14 protein-coding genes, 1 tRNA gene and 3 pseudogenes are annotated in these 16,747 nt (G+C 67.9%); 4 read left to right on the top strand and 14 right to left on the bottom strand.

The annotated features are described in order from the left end of the window. A pseudogene (locus tag MJ777_RS11590) lies at nucleotides 1-277 on the top strand (hypothetical protein); the annotation flags it as partial. 264 nt (nucleotides 278-541) lie between these two features. Here MJ777_RS11590 and MJ777_RS11595 read toward each other — a convergent pair. The 4 genes and pseudogenes from MJ777_RS11595 to MJ777_RS11610 form a co-directional block, all read right to left on the bottom strand. Beyond that, nucleotides 542-793: pseudogene (locus tag MJ777_RS11595) on the bottom strand (helix-turn-helix transcriptional regulator); the annotation flags it as partial. 146 nt (nucleotides 794-939) lie between these two features. Next, a complete protein-coding gene (locus MJ777_RS11600) occupies nucleotides 940-2,196 on the bottom strand; it encodes a type II toxin-antitoxin system HipA family toxin (protein ID WP_239375981.1) in 1,257 nt (418 codons plus the stop codon). After that, nucleotides 2,196-2,510: a helix-turn-helix domain-containing protein gene (locus MJ777_RS11605; protein ID WP_239375983.1), complete on the bottom strand. Its 315-nt coding sequence runs from the start codon at nucleotides 2,508-2,510 to the stop codon at nucleotides 2,196-2,198. The genes MJ777_RS11600 and MJ777_RS11605 overlap by 1 nt, the downstream gene beginning before the upstream one ends. A 69-nt stretch (nucleotides 2,511-2,579) precedes the next feature. Beyond that, nucleotides 2,580-2,742: pseudogene (locus MJ777_RS11610) on the bottom strand (IS5/IS1182 family transposase); the annotation flags it as partial. A 269-nt stretch (nucleotides 2,743-3,011) separates the two neighbouring features. Here MJ777_RS11610 and MJ777_RS11615 point away from each other — a divergent pair. Beyond that, nucleotides 3,012-6,422, top strand: coding sequence for a hypothetical protein (locus tag MJ777_RS11615; protein ID WP_239375985.1), 3,411 nt, complete (start codon nucleotides 3,012-3,014; stop codon nucleotides 6,420-6,422). A gap of 224 nt (nucleotides 6,423-6,646) precedes the next feature. Here the strand turns inward: MJ777_RS11615 and MJ777_RS11620 are convergent, their stop codons facing one another. Beyond that, a complete protein-coding gene (locus tag MJ777_RS11620) occupies nucleotides 6,647-7,108 on the bottom strand; it encodes a class I SAM-dependent methyltransferase (protein WP_239308699.1) in 462 nt (153 codons plus the stop codon). Nucleotides 7,109-7,231: 123 nt separating this feature from the next. On the opposite strand from MJ777_RS11620, the gene MJ777_RS11625 reads away from it, so the two are divergent. Next, a complete protein-coding gene (locus MJ777_RS11625) occupies nucleotides 7,232-8,035 on the top strand; it encodes a GntR family transcriptional regulator (protein WP_239348092.1) in 804 nt (267 codons plus the stop codon). Nucleotides 8,036-8,540: 505 nt separating this feature from the next. Here the strand turns inward: MJ777_RS11625 and MJ777_RS11630 are convergent. The 4 genes from MJ777_RS11630 to MJ777_RS11645 form a co-directional block, all read right to left on the bottom strand. Next, nucleotides 8,541-8,617, bottom strand: a tRNA-Ala gene (locus MJ777_RS11630). A 129-nt stretch (nucleotides 8,618-8,746) separates the two neighbouring features. Further along, complete coding sequence (locus tag MJ777_RS11635; protein ID WP_239375987.1) at nucleotides 8,747-9,454, bottom strand: hypothetical protein; 708 nt, start codon at nucleotides 9,452-9,454, stop codon at nucleotides 8,747-8,749. A 549-nt stretch (nucleotides 9,455-10,003) separates the two neighbouring features. Beyond that, complete coding sequence (locus MJ777_RS11640; protein WP_239348090.1) at nucleotides 10,004-10,537, bottom strand: hypothetical protein; 534 nt, start codon at nucleotides 10,535-10,537, stop codon at nucleotides 10,004-10,006. A 112-nt stretch (nucleotides 10,538-10,649) separates the two neighbouring features. Then, on the bottom strand, nucleotides 10,650-11,645 hold the full coding sequence (locus tag MJ777_RS11645; RefSeq protein ID WP_239308695.1) for a hypothetical protein: 996 nt from the start codon (nucleotides 11,643-11,645) through the stop codon (nucleotides 10,650-10,652). Between the two features lie 316 nt (nucleotides 11,646-11,961). Here MJ777_RS11645 and MJ777_RS11650 point away from each other — a divergent pair, with 316 nt between their 5' ends. Next, entirely contained in the window at nucleotides 11,962-12,111 is a 150-nt protein-coding gene (locus tag MJ777_RS11650) for a hypothetical protein (protein ID WP_239308694.1), read from the top strand. Nucleotides 12,112-12,738: 627 nt separating this feature from the next. On the opposite strand, the gene MJ777_RS11655 is transcribed toward MJ777_RS11650, so the two are convergent. The 5 genes from MJ777_RS11655 to MJ777_RS11675 are packed head-to-tail and all read right to left on the bottom strand — an operon-like array spanning nucleotide 12,739 to nucleotide 16,742. Then, a complete protein-coding gene (locus MJ777_RS11655; RefSeq protein WP_239308693.1) occupies nucleotides 12,739-13,371 on the bottom strand; it encodes a GNAT family N-acetyltransferase in 633 nt (210 codons plus the stop codon). Beyond that, on the bottom strand, nucleotides 13,368-13,919 hold the full coding sequence (locus MJ777_RS11660) for a molybdenum cofactor biosynthesis protein B (RefSeq protein ID WP_239348088.1): 552 nt from the start codon (nucleotides 13,917-13,919) through the stop codon (nucleotides 13,368-13,370). Before MJ777_RS11660 ends, MJ777_RS11655 begins: the two co-directional genes overlap by 4 nt. Next, complete coding sequence (gene moaC / locus MJ777_RS11665) at nucleotides 13,916-14,464, bottom strand: cyclic pyranopterin monophosphate synthase MoaC (protein ID WP_239375989.1); 549 nt, start codon at nucleotides 14,462-14,464, stop codon at nucleotides 13,916-13,918. Before moaC ends, MJ777_RS11660 begins: the two co-directional genes overlap by 4 nt. Continuing rightward, nucleotides 14,461-15,798 carry a gephyrin-like molybdotransferase Glp gene (gene glp, locus MJ777_RS11670; protein ID WP_239375991.1) on the bottom strand — a complete coding sequence of 446 codons (1,338 nt, stop codon included), beginning with the start codon at nucleotides 15,796-15,798 and terminating at the stop codon, nucleotides 14,461-14,463. Before glp ends, moaC begins: the two co-directional genes overlap by 4 nt. After that, nucleotides 15,798-16,742, bottom strand: a complete 945-nt coding sequence (locus MJ777_RS11675) for a UTP--glucose-1-phosphate uridylyltransferase (protein ID WP_239308725.1) — start codon at nucleotides 16,740-16,742, stop codon at nucleotides 15,798-15,800. Before MJ777_RS11675 ends, glp begins: the two co-directional genes overlap by 1 nt. Nucleotides 16,743-16,747 lie beyond the last annotated feature (5 nt).

A 16,747-nucleotide genomic window follows, 5' to 3' on the forward strand; every position in this document is an offset into this window, starting at 1 on the left:
GATGCCGTTCCTGCCTGCGGATATCGTCCCGGCGGCGCTGGCTGCTGTTTCCGGTGCGTTGCGGCCGGGCGGCTGGCTGCTCGCGGGTACGTTCACCGGCCTTGATGACCGGTTGTCCAGCTTACTGACCGACCTGCGCACCATTCGCTGCGGCGGCCATCCGTGGCGCTCGGAGGAACTCGTCCCGACCATCGCGGCGGCAGGCTTCAGCGACGTCGCTGAGGTTCCTCGGACGTGGACCGCACCTGCCCGCCTCTACGTGGGACGCCGCCCCTGACCGGCGCGAGGCTCGGATACGAGGGCTGCCGCTGCTGGGGTCGTCGCCGTCCTGCTGGAACCGGGGCTTGGCCTGGCATGCTCGGGCCGCTGGCGCGGGATTGGGCGGGTCTCGGTCGCTGTGGGCGGCGGGTTCCTTGCCGTTGCCATGATCACCCGCTTAAGGTGTGCCGTGGTCGGGCGAGGTGGGCCGATTTGATGGCCGTCGCGCAGCTTCCGGGGAGCGGGCGCAGCGGCGACGGGCGGTGTCCGGTCCCGGGCCGGCTCAGCCAGAGCGTTCGATCGCTCTCCGTGTGGCGAACGCGAATTCCGAGCCGTAGCCACAGCGTTCGGCGACTGTGCTCAGTGGGGCCTTGGACTCGCGCAGCAGTCGTGCCACGGTCATCATCCGCCACCAGGTCAGGTACGCCGACGGGGGCTGACCGACGATGGTGGCGAACCGCTTGACGAAGGCCGCGCGTGACAGTCCGGCCTCCCTGGCCGGGTCCTCGACGGTCCACGGACGCCCGGGGTGGCGGTCGCGCCCAAGGCCCCGCGCCACCTGGCTCCCGCGTTGGGCGATGACCTCGACGAGGCTGCCTGACGGCGCCGCTGTGTTCGATGCGGGTGTCACTGGTGATCAGCGGCAGTCTCCGACGCGATCGCACGCGCCTGCACGGATCCTCAAGGCACGCTGAGAGCGCGCGCGATCCGTCGCTGTTCGCTCTCGTAGGCCACTGCCATCCGGTCGGCCTGGCTTTTCGGAATGCCGAGCTCGGCGGCGGCCTGCCGCCAGCCCGCCGTGGCAGTCTCCACCTCCCTGACGAGGTCGCGGGCCCTCGGCGGCGACAGGCGGAAGTAGCTGCCTACCGACAGCGCGATGTCGATGCTTGCGTCGGTGTTGTCGAGATCGACGGCCGTGCTCAGCCGGGCCGGGTTGTCCGGATTGGGGTTGAGGTCATAGGCAGGAGAGAGCGCCCAGCCGTCTCGCTCGCGCAGGAACGCGTGATTGCGCAGGTGATCGTCGGTGTTCCCGGTCAGGATGGAGAACAGGATCCGCCGGTAGAGCTCACGCAGGTCGGCGTCAGCTCTCGGCGAGTAGCGTTCGACCACCTCGGCGATCTCGAGGTAGCTACGGAGGTCCCCGTCGGAGGCCTCGAGCATTGTCAGGGCGCTGGCGAAGCCCAGCCGCCGCGCGCCGATACGGTCGAAGCGGCTCAGGAGCAGTACGTGCCGGCCGGCGACGGTGAGCAGTTCCGACTCCGCCACGGTAAGCCCCGCTCTCCGGGCGAGCCTCAGTTGTACCTTCTCCCAACCGGCCACATCCCATTCGTCGCTGTCCGAACGCGGGAACTTGGCGATCGAGAGCCGCCCGGACGCGTCCCGCACCGCTGCCTTCGGGCGCGCGCCGCCGAGCGAGCTACCCGCGTCGATGAGGTCGGCGAGGTCGCGGTCGACGTCGCCCTCCGTGCGGACGCGGTCGGCTGCTCGCAGGAGCCGGGCCAGGTCGATCAGCCGTGGGACCGCGTGCCGGCGCGTCGAATAGTAGGTGGCGCTTGCCGGCTGGCGAAACCTGACACCTCCTTGGCGGGTGTCGTCGCGGACGCCGAGAAGGAAGTCGGCCCTGCCGAGGGCACGAGGTGTGGTCTTGGCGGCGCGGGCGCGTTCGCGCTCCGCACGCCTCATGAGGTTCTCGCCCCATCGGTCGGGGGCGCTGTCGGCGAACGCGTTGAAGATGGCTGACCCCGGCGGCGTGTGGAAGATGCCGGCAGCTCTGCCCAGCGCCGGGTCGAGGTCGTATCCGGCCGGGTTGGTCAGGTAGGCGTCGGCGTATCGGAACGTGGCGCTCTGTCCGCCGCGGTCGTGAAGCCACAGCGTTCCGGCGGCGGTCTCCTGCCCGTCGATCTCGACGGTGACCTCGACAGGATCCCGGCCAGCCATCAGTGCCGTACTCGCTTGGGGAGGATCTCGTCCATGCGTAGCCGGCCGACGTCGGTCTCGTACGGGTCGGTGGCCCTGACGACGGCATCCATGATCCCAATGGTGCGGAGCACCCTGAACAGGTTCTCGGTACTCGCGGTGCCCTTGCCCTGCTCGATGGCACGCAGCGTGTCCCGGGAGATCCCGGCCCGCTCGGCGACCTGGGCCGCGGTCAGCCGGTTCAGCTTCCGCCAGGTCGACACATGCTCGCCGAGCAGGCGCAGCGACCGCGCCACCGACAACGGCGTGACATGCGAGGCCCTGTCACCGACCATAGCCAGCATCATACGGGTCTACGGTGGTTAAGTTCGCCGTTAAGCGTGGCTGCCTCCGTGTGGTGGTCGTCAGGTGGTACAGCCGTGCTCGGTGTGGATGATCACGAGGGCGGCTTTCACAATCAGGCCGATCTTCCAGGGGTCGAGACTGACGCTGCGCAGGGCCATTGACGTACTTCAGGAGGGCGTTCGCACGTTCACCGGCGGCCCGTAGCGCGTAGTGGATCCTGTTGCGCTTCCTGGTCGCATGAGACTTCGAAGATCGGCGGACGGTGACGTTCGAGCACTGTCCACGAAAGCGGGGACCCTCCAGCCGACGCCATGCAACAGGTGTGGGTGGGGCTGGTCCGTCGCCATGAGCAGGCCGACCGCGGCACGCCAGACGCCCGGCAGTTCGCGCTCCTGCGTCTGGCCGACCTCGCGCTCTGTGGCGGTGACGCCCTCAATGTCGTCGGATCGATCGATCCCGCTGCGCTCGACGGACTTCGGCACGACGGGCTGTTGCGGACCTCACCCGACGACCCTTTCAAGATCGGCCCAGAGTTCACCCACGACGAGGTGCGCCGCTACGCGGTCGCCCGCCTCCTCCTCGCGTCAAACAACCCCACGTCCAAACTGGTCGCTGCCGGCGTACCCCGCTGGGCACTCGGCGCGGCACGCCTGGTTTGCCAAGCGAGGCTCGCTGCGCCTGACACGCCTTCGAACCCGCTGCACGGCAGACTCGGCCGTCTACAACAGGCATTTGACGACCTCGTCGAGGCCGGCCACGGTGAACGCTGGGCTGACGTTCCAGGTGAAGCTCTCCTCACGATAGGTGACCCTGTATCCATCTTGCGCGAGGCATGGGCTGACCTGAACGCCGATCGAGGTGCCGGACTCAAACGGCTATGTCGCCTCGTGGACCAGCGGCTTCGCGGCGAGACCGGCCTGGTCCGAATTGTTGCCGTCGAGCCGCTCGTGCGCCTCCTGCTCGACGACGAGACACCGTGGCAAGCTGGCGACCACGTGCTAGACCTCCTGCGCGACTGGCTCCGGGCCCTCGTCCGCGACGACACAGCCACGGGGTACCCGCTGCGGGTGAGGCTGCATGACAGGCTGATCGCTACCTGCGCCGCGGCCGATCGTCGGTCGGAAGAAGAGCGAGCGACCGCTGCCGCGGCACGGGCCACCCGCTCCCCTGAGGAGATCCAGGAAGAACGCAGGACCACAGCCCTGCGCAGCCGGCTCCGCTCCGGGATCGGCTACCCTCGCAGCCGCCGCCCTAGGCGCCCCGACGTGCCTCGCGAGATTACGGATGAAACCACCGTGGAGTTCTTGGCGCTCCTCGGCCCCGATCTGAGTGAAGACGGCGAGTCTGTGCTTCGCCGCGTTGCGAACGACGCGCCCGCTTGGCTGCGTCCGGCGGTCGAGGAGCCGTTTACCGGCCGAGCGCTAGCGATGTACCGGCGGGGTTTCCTGGCAGAGGTGACTGAGGCCTACTACCTCGACGAGGACGGGACCGGCGTCCACGAGGACGGCATCAGAGACCACCACTCCCGCGGGTTCGGTGTAAGACCCCTCGCAGCCTGGTACCGGGGCCCGTTCATGGCCTTGTTCCAGTCCGACTTCCACAACGGCGTCGCCGTACTCAACCGAATGCTCAACCATGCTGCGCTCACCCGCGCACGTGTCCTCGCCGGTCATGACTCCTACCGCGCCCCCGTCAACGGACACAGCCTCGCCGCGTACGACAATGAACTCGACATCACCGGGACGCGCCGCACCTACATCGGCGACGGACATGTATGGCTGTGGTACCGCGGAAGCGGCGTCGGACCATATCCATGCATGAGCGCGTTGCAAGCTCTGGAACGCGTATGCGACCAGCTGATCGACATCGGAATCCCTCTGCCCAACATCGTGGATATGCTGCTCGTAGGGTGCGAGAACCTTGCGATGGTTGGGCTCGTCGTCGGGCTGCTCGTGCGCCACCTCGAACACGCCGATCGACTGCTCGATCCATACCTCGCGGAGCCGATGATCTGGCATGAGGAGTTCTCGCGCGTCGTCCACGAGACCAGGCGGCTGGCAGCGGCCCCCGATCACCCCACCGGCCGTGAACGTCGCCAATGGTCACTTCGCGAGACAGCCATGTTCCTGGTGCTGCGCGCCGATGACCAGCGTGCGGATGAGCTGCGCCTTGTCGGTCAACAACTGGTCGCTACGATGGAAAGCCTGGTTAGAGAGTCGTCGGGCGAGGCCGACGCTACAGACATCGAAGAGCAGCTCGTTACGGTGCGAGCCTGGGCGAGCGGCCTCGACCGCAACACCTACGAAGCACAGATAGTCGAAGGTGGCCTGCTCATCCAGAGCAACCCTCCCAAAGAGATCGTCCAGGCATTGCAGGAAGTCAACGTGGACGTGGGCCGTGCCCAGGAGGCAGCGCGGCTCATGCTCCGGTACCACGTCAACCTGAAGCGAGACACGGCCCAAGCAATCAGTGCCGAGGACCTCACTGCCGATCTTGCCGTCGCTCAGGACATTCACGAGGCCCTGTCCACGCTTAGCCCGCGGGACCGCTGGGACACACCCACAGCCGTAGCCGCAGTGGCACTTGAAGCTCACTTGCTCCACAACGTCGCTGTGCCCGAGCATGCTCTGCGCTTCGCCGTTGGCATCATACTTCGCGTCGGGGAGGGCGAAGCGTCACCCCTCCGGTTCGAATACGAGGAGACTTATTTCGAACAGGCAGCCGACCGCAGCGCGGCGCGAGTGCTCCCCCTACTACTGACGCCAAATGCCGCAGCACTTCGAGCCCTCATCGACGGCAGTGACAGTTCGCAGACGTACCAACGCTCCATGGCCGCAGCCAGAAACCTCGCGCGCGCAGTCGCCCACGAGGTACGTCTACACCTGGCCCGAGGCCTCGACCACGTGTGGGGGATCCCCTGCCCCCAGGACAGACCCTGCCATCACGAGGCAGCTTTGCAGCTATCGACCGAAACCATGCGAGAATGTGCGTTCGGTGATTGGGATGTGAATACCGGCCAGCGGCCATTGGTCTATCTTGGCGACCCCGTCGTAGCCTCGCTCGCGGCCACCGCTGGTGACGCCATCTACGTCTCGCGCCTCGACCCTGCCATCCGAGCTCTCGCGCCGGCAGTGCTGGCAAATATCTGCATATCAAAGGTCGCCCGCGAACTTTTCGACGCGTTCCTGTCCACGCACCGCCGCGCGCTGCTCGCGTACGACCAAGACATGGACCATCGCGGAACCCATGCCTTGGTCGCGGCGCGCGCGCTTCTCGCCATCGCCACCGAAGGCGACGACACGCCAATATTTGAGCACATTCTTGCCTATCAAGACAGCCCTGTGCGACTGGACAGTTTCCTGAGGGCTCTTTCAGCCGCTGCCGAGGAATCACCGGTGCGTGCAGCGACCGCGCGGAGAATGTGGCCGACCGTGGTCAACTATGTCATTAGGCTGAAAGTATCGGGTCACACTCCTTTTGAAGGAGGGCGGTACACGCGCGACGCGTTGCCGGCACTGATTCCGAATCCCGCAGGCGAAGTCGCCTACCTCTACCGGGAGGTCGAAACCAAGCCAATAGTATGGTGGGAGCCCGCGACCTTGCTGCCCGTCGTCAAACAATGGCTGCCGCACGCCCGCGGAAACCCGACCTGCGTCGATCAGATCCTCAGCTTCCTGTCGTCGATGGAAACTGCGGAGCAAGCACGCCTTGGCATGCCATGGATCGAGGATCTCGTCCTTCCTAATCCAGATGGCATCACGAACCGTAGCTTCCTGATCACATCATGGCTAATCGAAATCCGGCCCGCCGCGGCAGATGCAGGATTGTTGCATGACTGGCAGCGCGTCGTCGACAGCCTCGTCGTCGCGGGTGCCAGTCGACTGGCACCCTACTCGGAGTAACAAGTCGACGAAACGAGATTATACGGTACGGCCGAGGCCGCCTATCGGCTAGATCAATGGCTGCTTGCCGTTCCGATCAGTCGACCATGAGTTGCATATAGATGCTCTCACCGTCGATGCACTCGTAACGAGCGATCTTTTCCAAGGAGTCGTCTGCCATCGCCCTTAGCTCGGCGAGATTTGCCAAGCGCACAAGCGGTGTCGTCACGGAGACTCTGCCAATGTCAATTTGGTGAATGCCGCAGGTAACGCCGAAGCCTGGCATCTCCGCTCTCACGTGAGTCTCGACGAGAGGCCCTGCAATCTCCAGGAAACTGGCAAGGGTCGGCGAGGAGGAAGAACGTGTTGAACACGGCGTAGACCAGCGGGACCGGGTCGGCGACGGTGAAGGCCGCCGCGTCGGCCTCGACCGCGGTGACCGCAAGCCCCTCCGCCACGGCCGAGCGGTGCAGTTGGCGGGTCATCTCCCCGGAGGCATCGATCCCGACGACCGGCACCCCCACGCGTGCCAGGGGGAGCGCGACCCGGCCGGTGCCCGAGCCGATCTCGACCGCCGGGCCGTCCCCGGCGAGGTCGGCGAGCACCTTGATCTGCACAGGGTCGGCGAGGAACGTGCCGTAAAGGTCGTCGTAGGTGTCGGCAATCGCATCGCCGTACGTCGACTCCTGGTAGTGATCAGCTGGCATCGAACACCTCGCCCGTCGTGGCGTTACACGCTGGTAACGTCTGCTGTACCGGTACAGGAAGAGTGATCCGATCGAAAGATCGAAAACAGTACCGGTACAGTTTGAGTGACGAGGAGTGCCGTTATGACCCGATACGAGGAGATCGCCGCCGAGCTACGCCGGCGCCTCGATGCTGACCCCACCCCCTACCCGGTGGGGAGCCGCCTGCCCGGCCACAGCCAGCTGACCGCGGAGTTCTCCGTGGGCCGCGGTGTCCTGACCGAAGCGCTCGGCCTGCTGGCTCTCGAAGGCCGCATCCGCATCGTCGACCGATCCGGCGCCCTCGTCCTCGACCCCACAGCGCCGCCGCAACCCGTCGACGTCGGCAGCCAGGTCCGCCGCAACGAACTCGGCTACATCTTCAACGCCGCCGCCGGCCACTGGCGACCCACCGCGCCACCCACTCGCCGCTGGCTGCCGGCTCCCCCACACATCGCCCGCCTCCTCGACGTCCCCATCGGCAGTGACGTGCTGGAGCGCCACCGGATCGTCGGCCCTGACGGCCACCCCGTCCAGATCGCCGACTCCTACCTGCCCGCTGACCTGGCCCGCGGCACCGTCCTCGAAGCCGCCTCCACCGGCCCCGGAGGCATCTACGACCGGCTCGAATACGACCTTGGCCACGGCCCCCTCACCTGGCACCCCCGCGTCGGCGCCGCCGCAGCCACCCCCGACCAAGCCCGCGACCTCGGCGTCTCCCGCGGCACCCCGCTGCTCGTCCTCACCCGCATCTCGATCAGCGGCACCAGCAGACGCCCCGTCGAAGCCACGATCACCTACCTCGACGGACACCGCTTCGAAGTCACCAGCCAACCGATCACCCGCGACGACACCGCCGCCTGGCCCACCACACCCGCCACCGCGGAAAACCGACCAGCCGCCCTCTGACCTCTGACCTGTGCACACATGCCCTCGGGCCGTCGCGGGCGAAAGCGTCAGCGACGAGTGGCCAGCATCTGATCGTCGACACTCTTTCGTACCCGGGCGGGCAGAGCGGCTGCCGCACCCAGCGGACCACCCTGCCCGATGCCCCCCGGCGAGGCGATCGTCGGCGTTATCGGCGCTATCTGCCGACGTGATCAGGCACGTAGCTGGGAGCTGCCCGAACGCCAGCGACGCTGCCACACACAATGGCCGCGTGACACGGCGGCTCACCGGGCTATCACAGAGATCTTTATGGCGCATCGTGCAGCAGACGCTCCGGCGACGCGGAGGTCTGCGATGCCGCTGCCGACCAATCCCCGAAACTACGTTCCGCAACCAAGGTCCGCCGGTACGTTCGGGGAATCGAACCAAACGATCAGAGCCCTGACCTGGGCATCCTCCACTCGATCAACGATCTAATCTCATAGAGTCTATCTATTTGCCCAGGTCAGGGCATTGTCACTCCAAGTGGTGGAGGTGAGGGGACTCGAACCCCTGGCCTCCTCCGTGCGAGGGAGGCGCTCTACCGGGCTGAGCTACACCCCCTGGAGCTTCTGCAGCTTACCGCAGACCTGGATGGGCGTGACGAGCAGGCCCAGCCACACTCCACGCGATCTCCACGAGATCAAGGTCTGGTGCGGCGCTGAGAAATATCGGCGCGGGAGCAGCAGCGCATCAGTCGCATCGGGCCGGGATCAGCCTCGGCTCACCCACCCTCGCGCGGGGCAGCCGCGCAACAGCCAGGCCGACACCGGCATTGACACCGGCAGCCGCGTCCGCCTCGGCCATCAGCCGGGCGAACAGCTTCGCGGCCTCCCCCGGCCGCAGCAGACCCGCCTCGTGACCACGCCAGCCACGTTCCCGACCGCCGTCGAAGACGACCTGGTGATCGGGAACATCCTCGTGCTCGAAGAACAGACGAGCGCGGTCGAAAACGGCCTCGCCGCCGGGGACAACGCCGGGGCGTGCCGGACCGCTGTCGATGACGTCACCGTCGCCGTCACCATCCGATACGGAACGGATCCGGTTCTCAAACGCCCGTCCCCCCCAGGAGGAATAATCAGCTGGATAATTTACCCAGAGTGACAGCCCCTCCTCCGGGGTCCATGTCGGGTCCCAGTACGGGAACTGCCACATCGCGCGACCGGGACGAAACACGGACAGCGTCATCCGCACGCCGCGACACCGCAGATGGAAGCCGAACCCGTCCGGACGCAGCCCGCGCAGTTCCACCGGCACCCCGCAGCTGGCTGGGCAGAGCCGAAAGCCAGCGGCCCGCAAGTGCGCGGTCCACTCCTCGAACGTCCACTCCTCGAACGTCCACTCCCAGCCAGCCAGATCGTCGGAGATCCCGGCGCACTGACCGCTAAGGTCATAACTCATTGTGACGCCCCTTTGCGTTCACATCGGCAATGACTGGCGGATGCCATCCGAATGGCAAACAAATAACAAACAGATGTCGAATTAAAGGACAAAAAGGAAAAAATAAACGACGCCAGCCGGGATGGCCCCACGGCGACCGCGGACCATATGCCCGAGTGAGCCTCAGGCGAGCATCTGGGGACGCATCGCCCACATGTCGTTTGATCTACACAAGCCAGCCGGAAGCAACCGGGCTTCTCCGACGATGACCCCTCGCGCGCGACCGGATGAACAGGTCAGGGACGCCGGGACGGCAATGCGGACGTCAGCGCACGCGAGGGCACCGACAACAGGCCCCCGCGCGGACGCGCGTCACAGCCCCGGCAAACAGCCCGGGGATGCGCGGCGCGCGGATGGTCACGTACCCATTATGCACAGGCTGTACGTGCCGCTGTCGATACGGCCAACAGGCCACACACAACTCCGGCCATCGCCCGCCACAGGGCCGCCGGAGGTCCCGGGGACCAAGCGCCAGGGTGCCCGAGCGGGGCCGCCGGCGGGCTGTTCCGGTCAGCCGAAAGTAGACACTTCGATAATGGGCAGGCCCGCGTTCCTGGCCTTGTCCACCAGATCGTCGGTCACCGACGCGCGGTGCGAAACGACCGGACGCAATACCAGCGCGACGATGCCCTCAGCGGGTGTCCGCCGCAGCTGTACGGCACGCGCGAGCAGGCGGGTGTTCGTGCGGTGGTACACCGCGTCGTCCTCGACCTCACCGAGGATCTCCAGCTCACACGGCTTCAACGAGCCGATCAGCTGGTCGTACCGGGCGCACCAGAAAGCTCCACGGCCGTGGACCGACGTCCGCCGGAACGTGTCGACATCGAACGGCAGCACCACCCGCACGCCAAGCCCTGCCGACCGCGCGGCGGCCAACACCACCAGGTCAGCTCCGGAGGCAGCCGCGCCGATCAACAGCCGTGGGCGCAGCTTCGCGAGGGCGGCCTTGGTCCGCCGTTCGACGTCGGGCAGATCACGTTCGCGGAAGCGAGGCGGTTCGGTATCTCGGTTGTCGATCTGGACGCCACCAAAAACAGCGATCACCGACATCATCAGTGGCCCATCACGATGTGGATTTTGGCACACATCCATCCGCCGTACGACTGGAGCACGCTTTTTCAAGCGTCGATCGGGCGGGCGCCCGGCAGCCGAGCCGTCAGCTGCCGACCGCGTGCCGTCGCCACAGCTCGTCGAGTCCGTCCGGATCCTCGGTTCCCGCCTCGGGCTGCCGCGGGTCGGCCGCCGACGCCGGCCCCGCGGTCAGCCCACCGTGCGCCCCCGGCGGGTTGACCTGCACCCGCCCCGGCTTGGAGGAGTTCGGACGGGCCCCCGCCGCCCGGCCCGCCGAACGCCCGCCGCCGGCGGACCCGGCCTCCTGGCTGGAACCCCGCTCGGCATCGGCCCAGCCCGCATCCTCGTTCCCGTCGGCCTCGAATCCGGCGTCGACGGTCGCGGCGTGGGAGTAACCGAGGTAAGCGGCGTCCGCGGAGTCGCCAGCGGCACCAGCCACGGTCCGCGCGGCCCCCTCGATGTCTCCCCCGACGCTCTCCTCGGTGGCCGTCGCGCTGCCGACGAGCCCGTCGACCGGACGAACATCCTCACCAACGCCGTCGGCGCCCTGGTTGCCGACGACCGCGCCTTCGACGACACGCGATTGCCGGCTGACACCGGCTGCCCCGGCGCGTGCCGCGGCAGCCGCCGCGATCTGGGTGAGGTCGACCGTCTCCGCGGCGGCACTCATCAGATCATCATTGATGTCGGCGTCGCGATGGACCGCGACGGGGTCGGAGAGCCGGAACGGTTCGCTGCCGGCCGCCCATGGCCCGGCCGCGCTGCCCGCCGCGCTGCCGGTGGCGCTGGGGCGAGCGGTCTGACGGCCGTAGCGGGCAGCCCGCTCCGCCGCGATCCGGCGGTCCAGCGCCAGACGGGAGGCTCGCAGGCGTTGGTCCGCTCGGGCGGCCCGGCGCAGGTGGACTACGTAGCCGACGAACGCGACGTCTGCCAGGAGTTGGAGAAAGATCCATAGACCACGCAACAACCCGGTGAGCAACGCGGTCACCAGTACCGCGACAAACATGATCAACAATCGCCGGCGGCGAAGCCGAACCAGCGCCATCCGCTGCGCGTCGGCCTTCCGCCGCGGCGCGGGCATTGCGTACCGTCCGGTTCCAGCGCCCTTTCCAGCCAGAGCGCGACCAGGCAGACCATGACCAGGCATAGCGTGACCAGGCATAGCGTGACCAGCCATAGCGTGACCGGATGCGCTGGCGCCAGGAGGATGGCTCTCCGCCGGGAAAACGGGACGCGCAGGTCGGGAAGCCGGGTCGGCACCCTGCCGGGAAGTGCCTGGCCGCATCGCGGACCCCCTGCCCGACCACGGCGCCCTCCGCAGCGCGAGGACTCGCATGGCCATCGTGAAACGTTCAGCTGAGCGCTGTTCCAGCGTGTTGTCATGGTGCCTCAACCACATGGGGATTAGCACGAAACCCCAGACCGCGACGATCGCGAGCCAGATGAGCGCGCTCATGGCCGCGGATGTGGAAGGCGGCGCCATGCCGCGAACCCGCAACAGCCCGCACGCGGCTCGGACGGCGCAGACTGCCGCGCAGGCCAGCTGACCATGGACGGTGGCCTTCCTGCCGACTCGGATATCGATGATGACGCCGGCCGGCTCGGACCTCGCAAGCCAGCCATGCCGAAATGCGGTGAGGCCCAAGCGGCGCGATCATGAAAAGTCTCACGCAGCCAGCGGTGTTAAGGAACGTTAGTGAGGGAATACCGTCTGGTCACCGACCTGAAGCCCGCGTGTCGCACTATCGCGATGCGTACCACGTTTACATCCGGCAACATCGCAGTCACCGTAAGACAGCAGTAAGGTCAGTCACCTTTAGAGCGACCGGCAATAGGGGACGCGGCGTCGCGGGGCCAGGGCACGCACCTCGCCGCATCGCTCCCCGTCCATCACTGCGCGATGCACGGGTACCCCGGCTCGTCAGTCGCCACCCAACACCTCCGGTGGCTCCCTCCGTCGCCTCGCGCCGCACGCACCCCAGCCCCGCTCCTTGATCCAATCCCCTATTGCCGGGCGCTCTTATGACGACTCGCCCCCGCAGCACAAAAGGATCTTATTGGACTGACAAACCGTGACAACCACATCCTCCAGATGGTCACCATCACACGCAACAGCACGCAACAGCAATCGTGTGACTACCTGAAGCCAAGAAACGATATCCGACTGGTTACTCTCAGCTCTGTGAAGCGCGGATGCCACGCCAGCGATTCAGTAACCCCTCTGGGGCGTCCTCCACAGTGACGGCATAGCTGATGTGGTCCCGGTAAGCTCCCCCGATCGCCAGATAGCGCCGGTGGAACCCCTCCTCTCGGAAGCCCAGCTTTTCCACCACCCGGCGGCTGGCCGTGTTCTCGGGACGGACGTGCGCCTCCACCCGGTGCAGTGCCGCCGCGGTGAAACAGTGGTCCACCACCAGTGCCACCGCGGTCGGCGTGATACCGCGCCCGGCATACCCGCGGTCAACCCAGTAGCCGACATGCCCGCTGTTCAGCGCACCACGAACAATCGTGGAGACGGTGACCTGCCCCACCAGCCGCCCCTGAAACGTCATCGCGAACGGCAGCGCCGTGCCGAGACGCGCCTGTTGACGCAGCCGCCGCACCATCCGGTTGTAGACCCCTATGGTCTGGCGCTGCGCCCACGCGTCCGCCGTGACAGGCATCATCGCCGGAGTCGCCTCCCACGGCGCGAGCCAGTCACCGTTACGCACCCGGATATCGACCCAGGTAACAGCCTCACGCAACCGCAGCGGACGTACCCCCACCGCTCCGTCGGCCAGACTTGCCGGCCACCCGGGTGCCCTCATCCCGGCCCTCCCGGCCCCCGGTCCGCGGCGCCCGGATCGGCGTAAAAATGATCACCGCCGCCGCGTATCTGGGCTATGGCATGCCCGACGACCCCAGCCAGCACGTCCACGCCGTCCGCGACACCGCCCGCCGAGCCCGGCAGGTTCACCACCAGCGTGTCGCCCCGGACACCGACGATGCCGCGGGAAAGAACCGCGGTCGGGATCTTCGCCCGCCCGGCGTCGCGCAGTGCGGCGGCGAGCCCGGGTACTTCTCGGTCGATCACCTGCCGGGTCGCCTCCGGTGTGACGTCCCTGGGCGCGAGGCCGGTACCACCGGTGGTGACAATCAGGTGGATATCCGCCGCGACGGCCGCCTCCAGCGCGGTCACGATCGCCGACCGGTCGTCGGGGACGACGACCACGTCGTCAACGGAAAAACCGATCAGGCGAAGCGCTCTGGCGGCCGACGGACCGGAACGGTCCACGTAACTGCCCGCGTAGACCCGATCCGAAATGGTAATCACCCGGGCACGGCTGCCCGTCGGCACCCCCGACGCGTGGCTCATCGGATGACGCCGCCCGGCCCGTCCGGCCCATCCGCATCGGCATTCGTATCCGTATCCGCATCCGCATCCGGGGAACGGTGCCAGTCACCAGAACGCCCGCCGGTCTTGGCCAGCAGCCGGATACCGGTGAGCGTCGCGGCCGGATCAACCGCCTTGATCATGTCGTGCAGAGCGAGCCCAGCCACCGCGACCGCGGTCAACGCCTCCATCTCCACGCCGGTGCGGTCCGTTGTCCGGGTGGTTGCGGTGATCTCGACACCATGATCACAAACGGTCAGCTCAACCTGGACCCCTGACAGCGCGATCGGATGACACAGCGGGATGAGCTCAGGTGTGCGCTTGGCACCCATGATGCCGGCCAGCCGGGCGACAGCGAGCGCGTCCCCCTTGGGCACACCGGCGCCACGAAGCAGGCCGACGACGGCCGGCGCGACCCGCAGACACCCCTGGGCGACAGCCGTCCGCGCTGTCACCTCCTTGGCCGAGACGTCGACCATGCGTGCGGCACCGGCGGCATCCACATGGGTCAGCCCCGGCTCGCTCACGCCCGCGCCCGCGTCCGGACCGGGTCCACGACCGCCGGGTCGCCACCGCGCTCCGGATCACCACGTTCCGGATCACCACGCTCCGGGCCGCCGAACTGCGGGCCGCCGAACTCCGGCAGGTCACCGCCGAGATACAGCGCTGTCAGCTCCGTCCCCGCGGGCACGTCGGCGCTGTCCTCAGGGACGATCAGCAACGCGTCCGCGACCGCCAGGGCCGACAGCTGATGCGCGCCCTGAAGGCCCAGCACGTGGGCGACCGGCGGCCGTCCGGCATCAGACGCGGCCAACCGGGCCCGCAGATAGGAACGTCTGCCGCGGGGCGAGCGCAGCTCGTGGGCGGTGGTGACCACCAGCGTCGGGCGCCGCACAGACGCAAGCCCGCGCAGCCGCAGCAAGGCGGGCCGGACGAACAGCTCGAACGACACCAGCGCGCTGACCGGGTTGCCCGGCAACGTGAACACCGGCACCCCGTCGATCACGCCGAACCCTTGCGGCATCCCGGGCCGCATGGCCACCGACTCGAAACGGACCTTCCCCGGCCCAGCGAGAACCTGTTTCACCACGTCGAAGGCGCCCACGCTCACCCCGCCAGTAGTGATCACCACGTCGGCCCCGGCCAGGATGTCGGCGAAAACCGCGGCGAACGCGGCCGGGGAGTCCGGGACACCGGCAAGCCGCCGTACGTCCGCGCCCGCCTCGCGCGCCGCCGCCGCCACCGCGTGGCTGTTCGAGTCGACGATCTGCCCCGGGCCGAGGGGCTCCCCCACCTCGACCAGCTCGCTGCCGGTCGACAGCACCGCGGCTCGGGGACGGGGATGCACAACCGGCGTCGCCACGTTGAGCGCGGCCAGCAGGCCGAGCTGGGCCGCGCCGAGCAGCCGCCCGGCGGGCAGGACCAGATCGCCCGCGGCCACGTCCTCGCCAGCGCGGCGGATGTGCTGACCGGGTACAGGCGCACGCGTCACGGTCACCCGGTCCATCCGGCCGTCGGTCCACTCAAGCTGGACGACGGTGTCGGCGCCGGGCGGCAGCGGCGCGCCTGTCATGATCCGCGCCGCGGTGCCCCGCGCCACCGGCGACGGTGTGCCCGCCGCCGCCGGGATATCCCCGGTGACCGGCAGGGTGACCGGCCGATCGGGGCTGGCGCCGACGACGTCCGCGGCGTATATGGCGTATCCGTCCATGGCCGAGTTGTCGAACCCGGGCAGGGCGGAAGCCGCGTGCAGGCCCGCCGCGAGCACGCAGCCGTGGGCGGACCGCAGCGGCAATGGCCGCGGTGGCAGCGGGACGATCGCGTCGAGGATGCCGGCGACATGCTCGTCCACCGATTTCATCACCGAGCAGGCTCAGCCTTGGGCCCCCCGGAGGAGACGTACTCCTCCAACCACGGGTACAGCTCCGCGCCGATGTCCGGCCGCTCACAGGCGAGCCTGATCACGGCCTTGAGATAGTCCACCCGGTCACCGGTGTCATAGCGACGCCCGGTGAAGACCACCCCGTGGACGGGCTCACCAGCATCGTCACCGAGCGTCGCGAGCGTCCGCAGCGCGTCGGTGAGCTGGATCTCGTTCCCGCGGCCGGGTGGTGTCTCCCGCAGCACGGCAAAGATCGACGGTGACAGGATGTACCGGCCGATGATCGCAAGATTGCTGGGCGCCTCGGCGGCCGGTGGCTTCTCCACCAGGTCCCGGATGCGGACCGTCTGGTAACCGGCGGCCGGTGCGTCCCCGGCGGGGGCTGTGACGGGCGCCGGGTCAACCGTCGCGACCCCGTACAGGGAGACAAGATCCTCAGGTACCTCCATCAGGGCTACGACGCTTCCCCCGAAACGCTGCCGGACCGCGAGCATCTCCACCAGCAGCGGGTCACGCTCGTCGATCAGGTCGTCGCCGAGCAACACGGCGAACGGCTCGTGACCGACGTGCGCGGCCGCGCACAGCACCGCGTGCCCGAGCCCGCGCGGCGCCTGCTGCCGGACGGAGTGCACCTCGGCGAATCCGGCGGACGCGCGGACCCTGTCCAGGCGGGCTGTGTCGCCCTTGCGTTCCAGGGCGGCCTCCAGCTCGGCCTCCCGGTCGAAATGGTCCTCTATCGCCTTTTTGGTGCGGCTCGTAACAAGCAGGACGTCTCGCAGACCAGCACGCGACGCCTCCTCCACCACGTACTCGATGGCCGGCCGGTCGACGACCGGCAGCATCTCCTTGGGAAGGGACTTGGTCGCGGGCAGGAACCGGGTGCCCAGCCCCGCAGCCGGAATCACCGCCTTCGTTACTGACATGGCGA

This window comes from Protofrankia sp. Cj5 (assembly GCF_917627405.1).
Taxonomy (GTDB): Bacteria; Actinomycetota; Actinomycetes; order Frankiales; family Frankiaceae; genus Protofrankia.

What these genes read in the sequence shown, in the direction of transcription:
- MJ777_RS11625 (WP_239348092.1), top strand. Translation starts at nt 7,232, where the DNA reads ATGACCCGATACGAGGAGATCGCCGCCGAGCTACGCCGGCGCCTCGAT.
- MJ777_RS11645 (WP_239308695.1), bottom strand. Translation starts at nt 11,645, where the DNA reads ATGCCCGCGCCGCGGCGGAAGGCCGACGCGCAGCGGATGGCGCTGGTT.
- glp (WP_239375991.1), bottom strand. Translation starts at nt 15,798, where the DNA reads ATGAAATCGGTGGACGAGCATGTCGCCGGCATCCTCGACGCGATCGTC.
- MJ777_RS11650 (WP_239308694.1), top strand. Translation starts at nt 11,962, where the DNA reads ATGGGGATTAGCACGAAACCCCAGACCGCGACGATCGCGAGCCAGATG.
- MJ777_RS11655 (WP_239308693.1), bottom strand. Translation starts at nt 13,371, where the DNA reads ATGAGGGCACCCGGGTGGCCGGCAAGTCTGGCCGACGGAGCGGTGGGG.
- MJ777_RS11620 (WP_239308699.1), bottom strand. Translation starts at nt 7,108, where the DNA reads ATGCCAGCTGATCACTACCAGGAGTCGACGTACGGCGATGCGATTGCC.
- MJ777_RS11675 (WP_239308725.1), bottom strand. Translation starts at nt 16,742, where the DNA reads ATGTCAGTAACGAAGGCGGTGATTCCGGCTGCGGGGCTGGGCACCCGG.
- MJ777_RS11600 (WP_239375981.1), bottom strand. Translation starts at nt 2,196, where the DNA reads ATGGCTGGCCGGGATCCTGTCGAGGTCACCGTCGAGATCGACGGGCAG.
- MJ777_RS11660 (WP_239348088.1), bottom strand. Translation starts at nt 13,919, where the DNA reads ATGAGCCACGCGTCGGGGGTGCCGACGGGCAGCCGTGCCCGGGTGATT.
- MJ777_RS11605 (WP_239375983.1), bottom strand. Translation starts at nt 2,510, where the DNA reads ATGGTCGGTGACAGGGCCTCGCATGTCACGCCGTTGTCGGTGGCGCGG.
- MJ777_RS11635 (WP_239375987.1), bottom strand. Translation starts at nt 9,454, where the DNA reads ATGAGTTATGACCTTAGCGGTCAGTGCGCCGGGATCTCCGACGATCTG.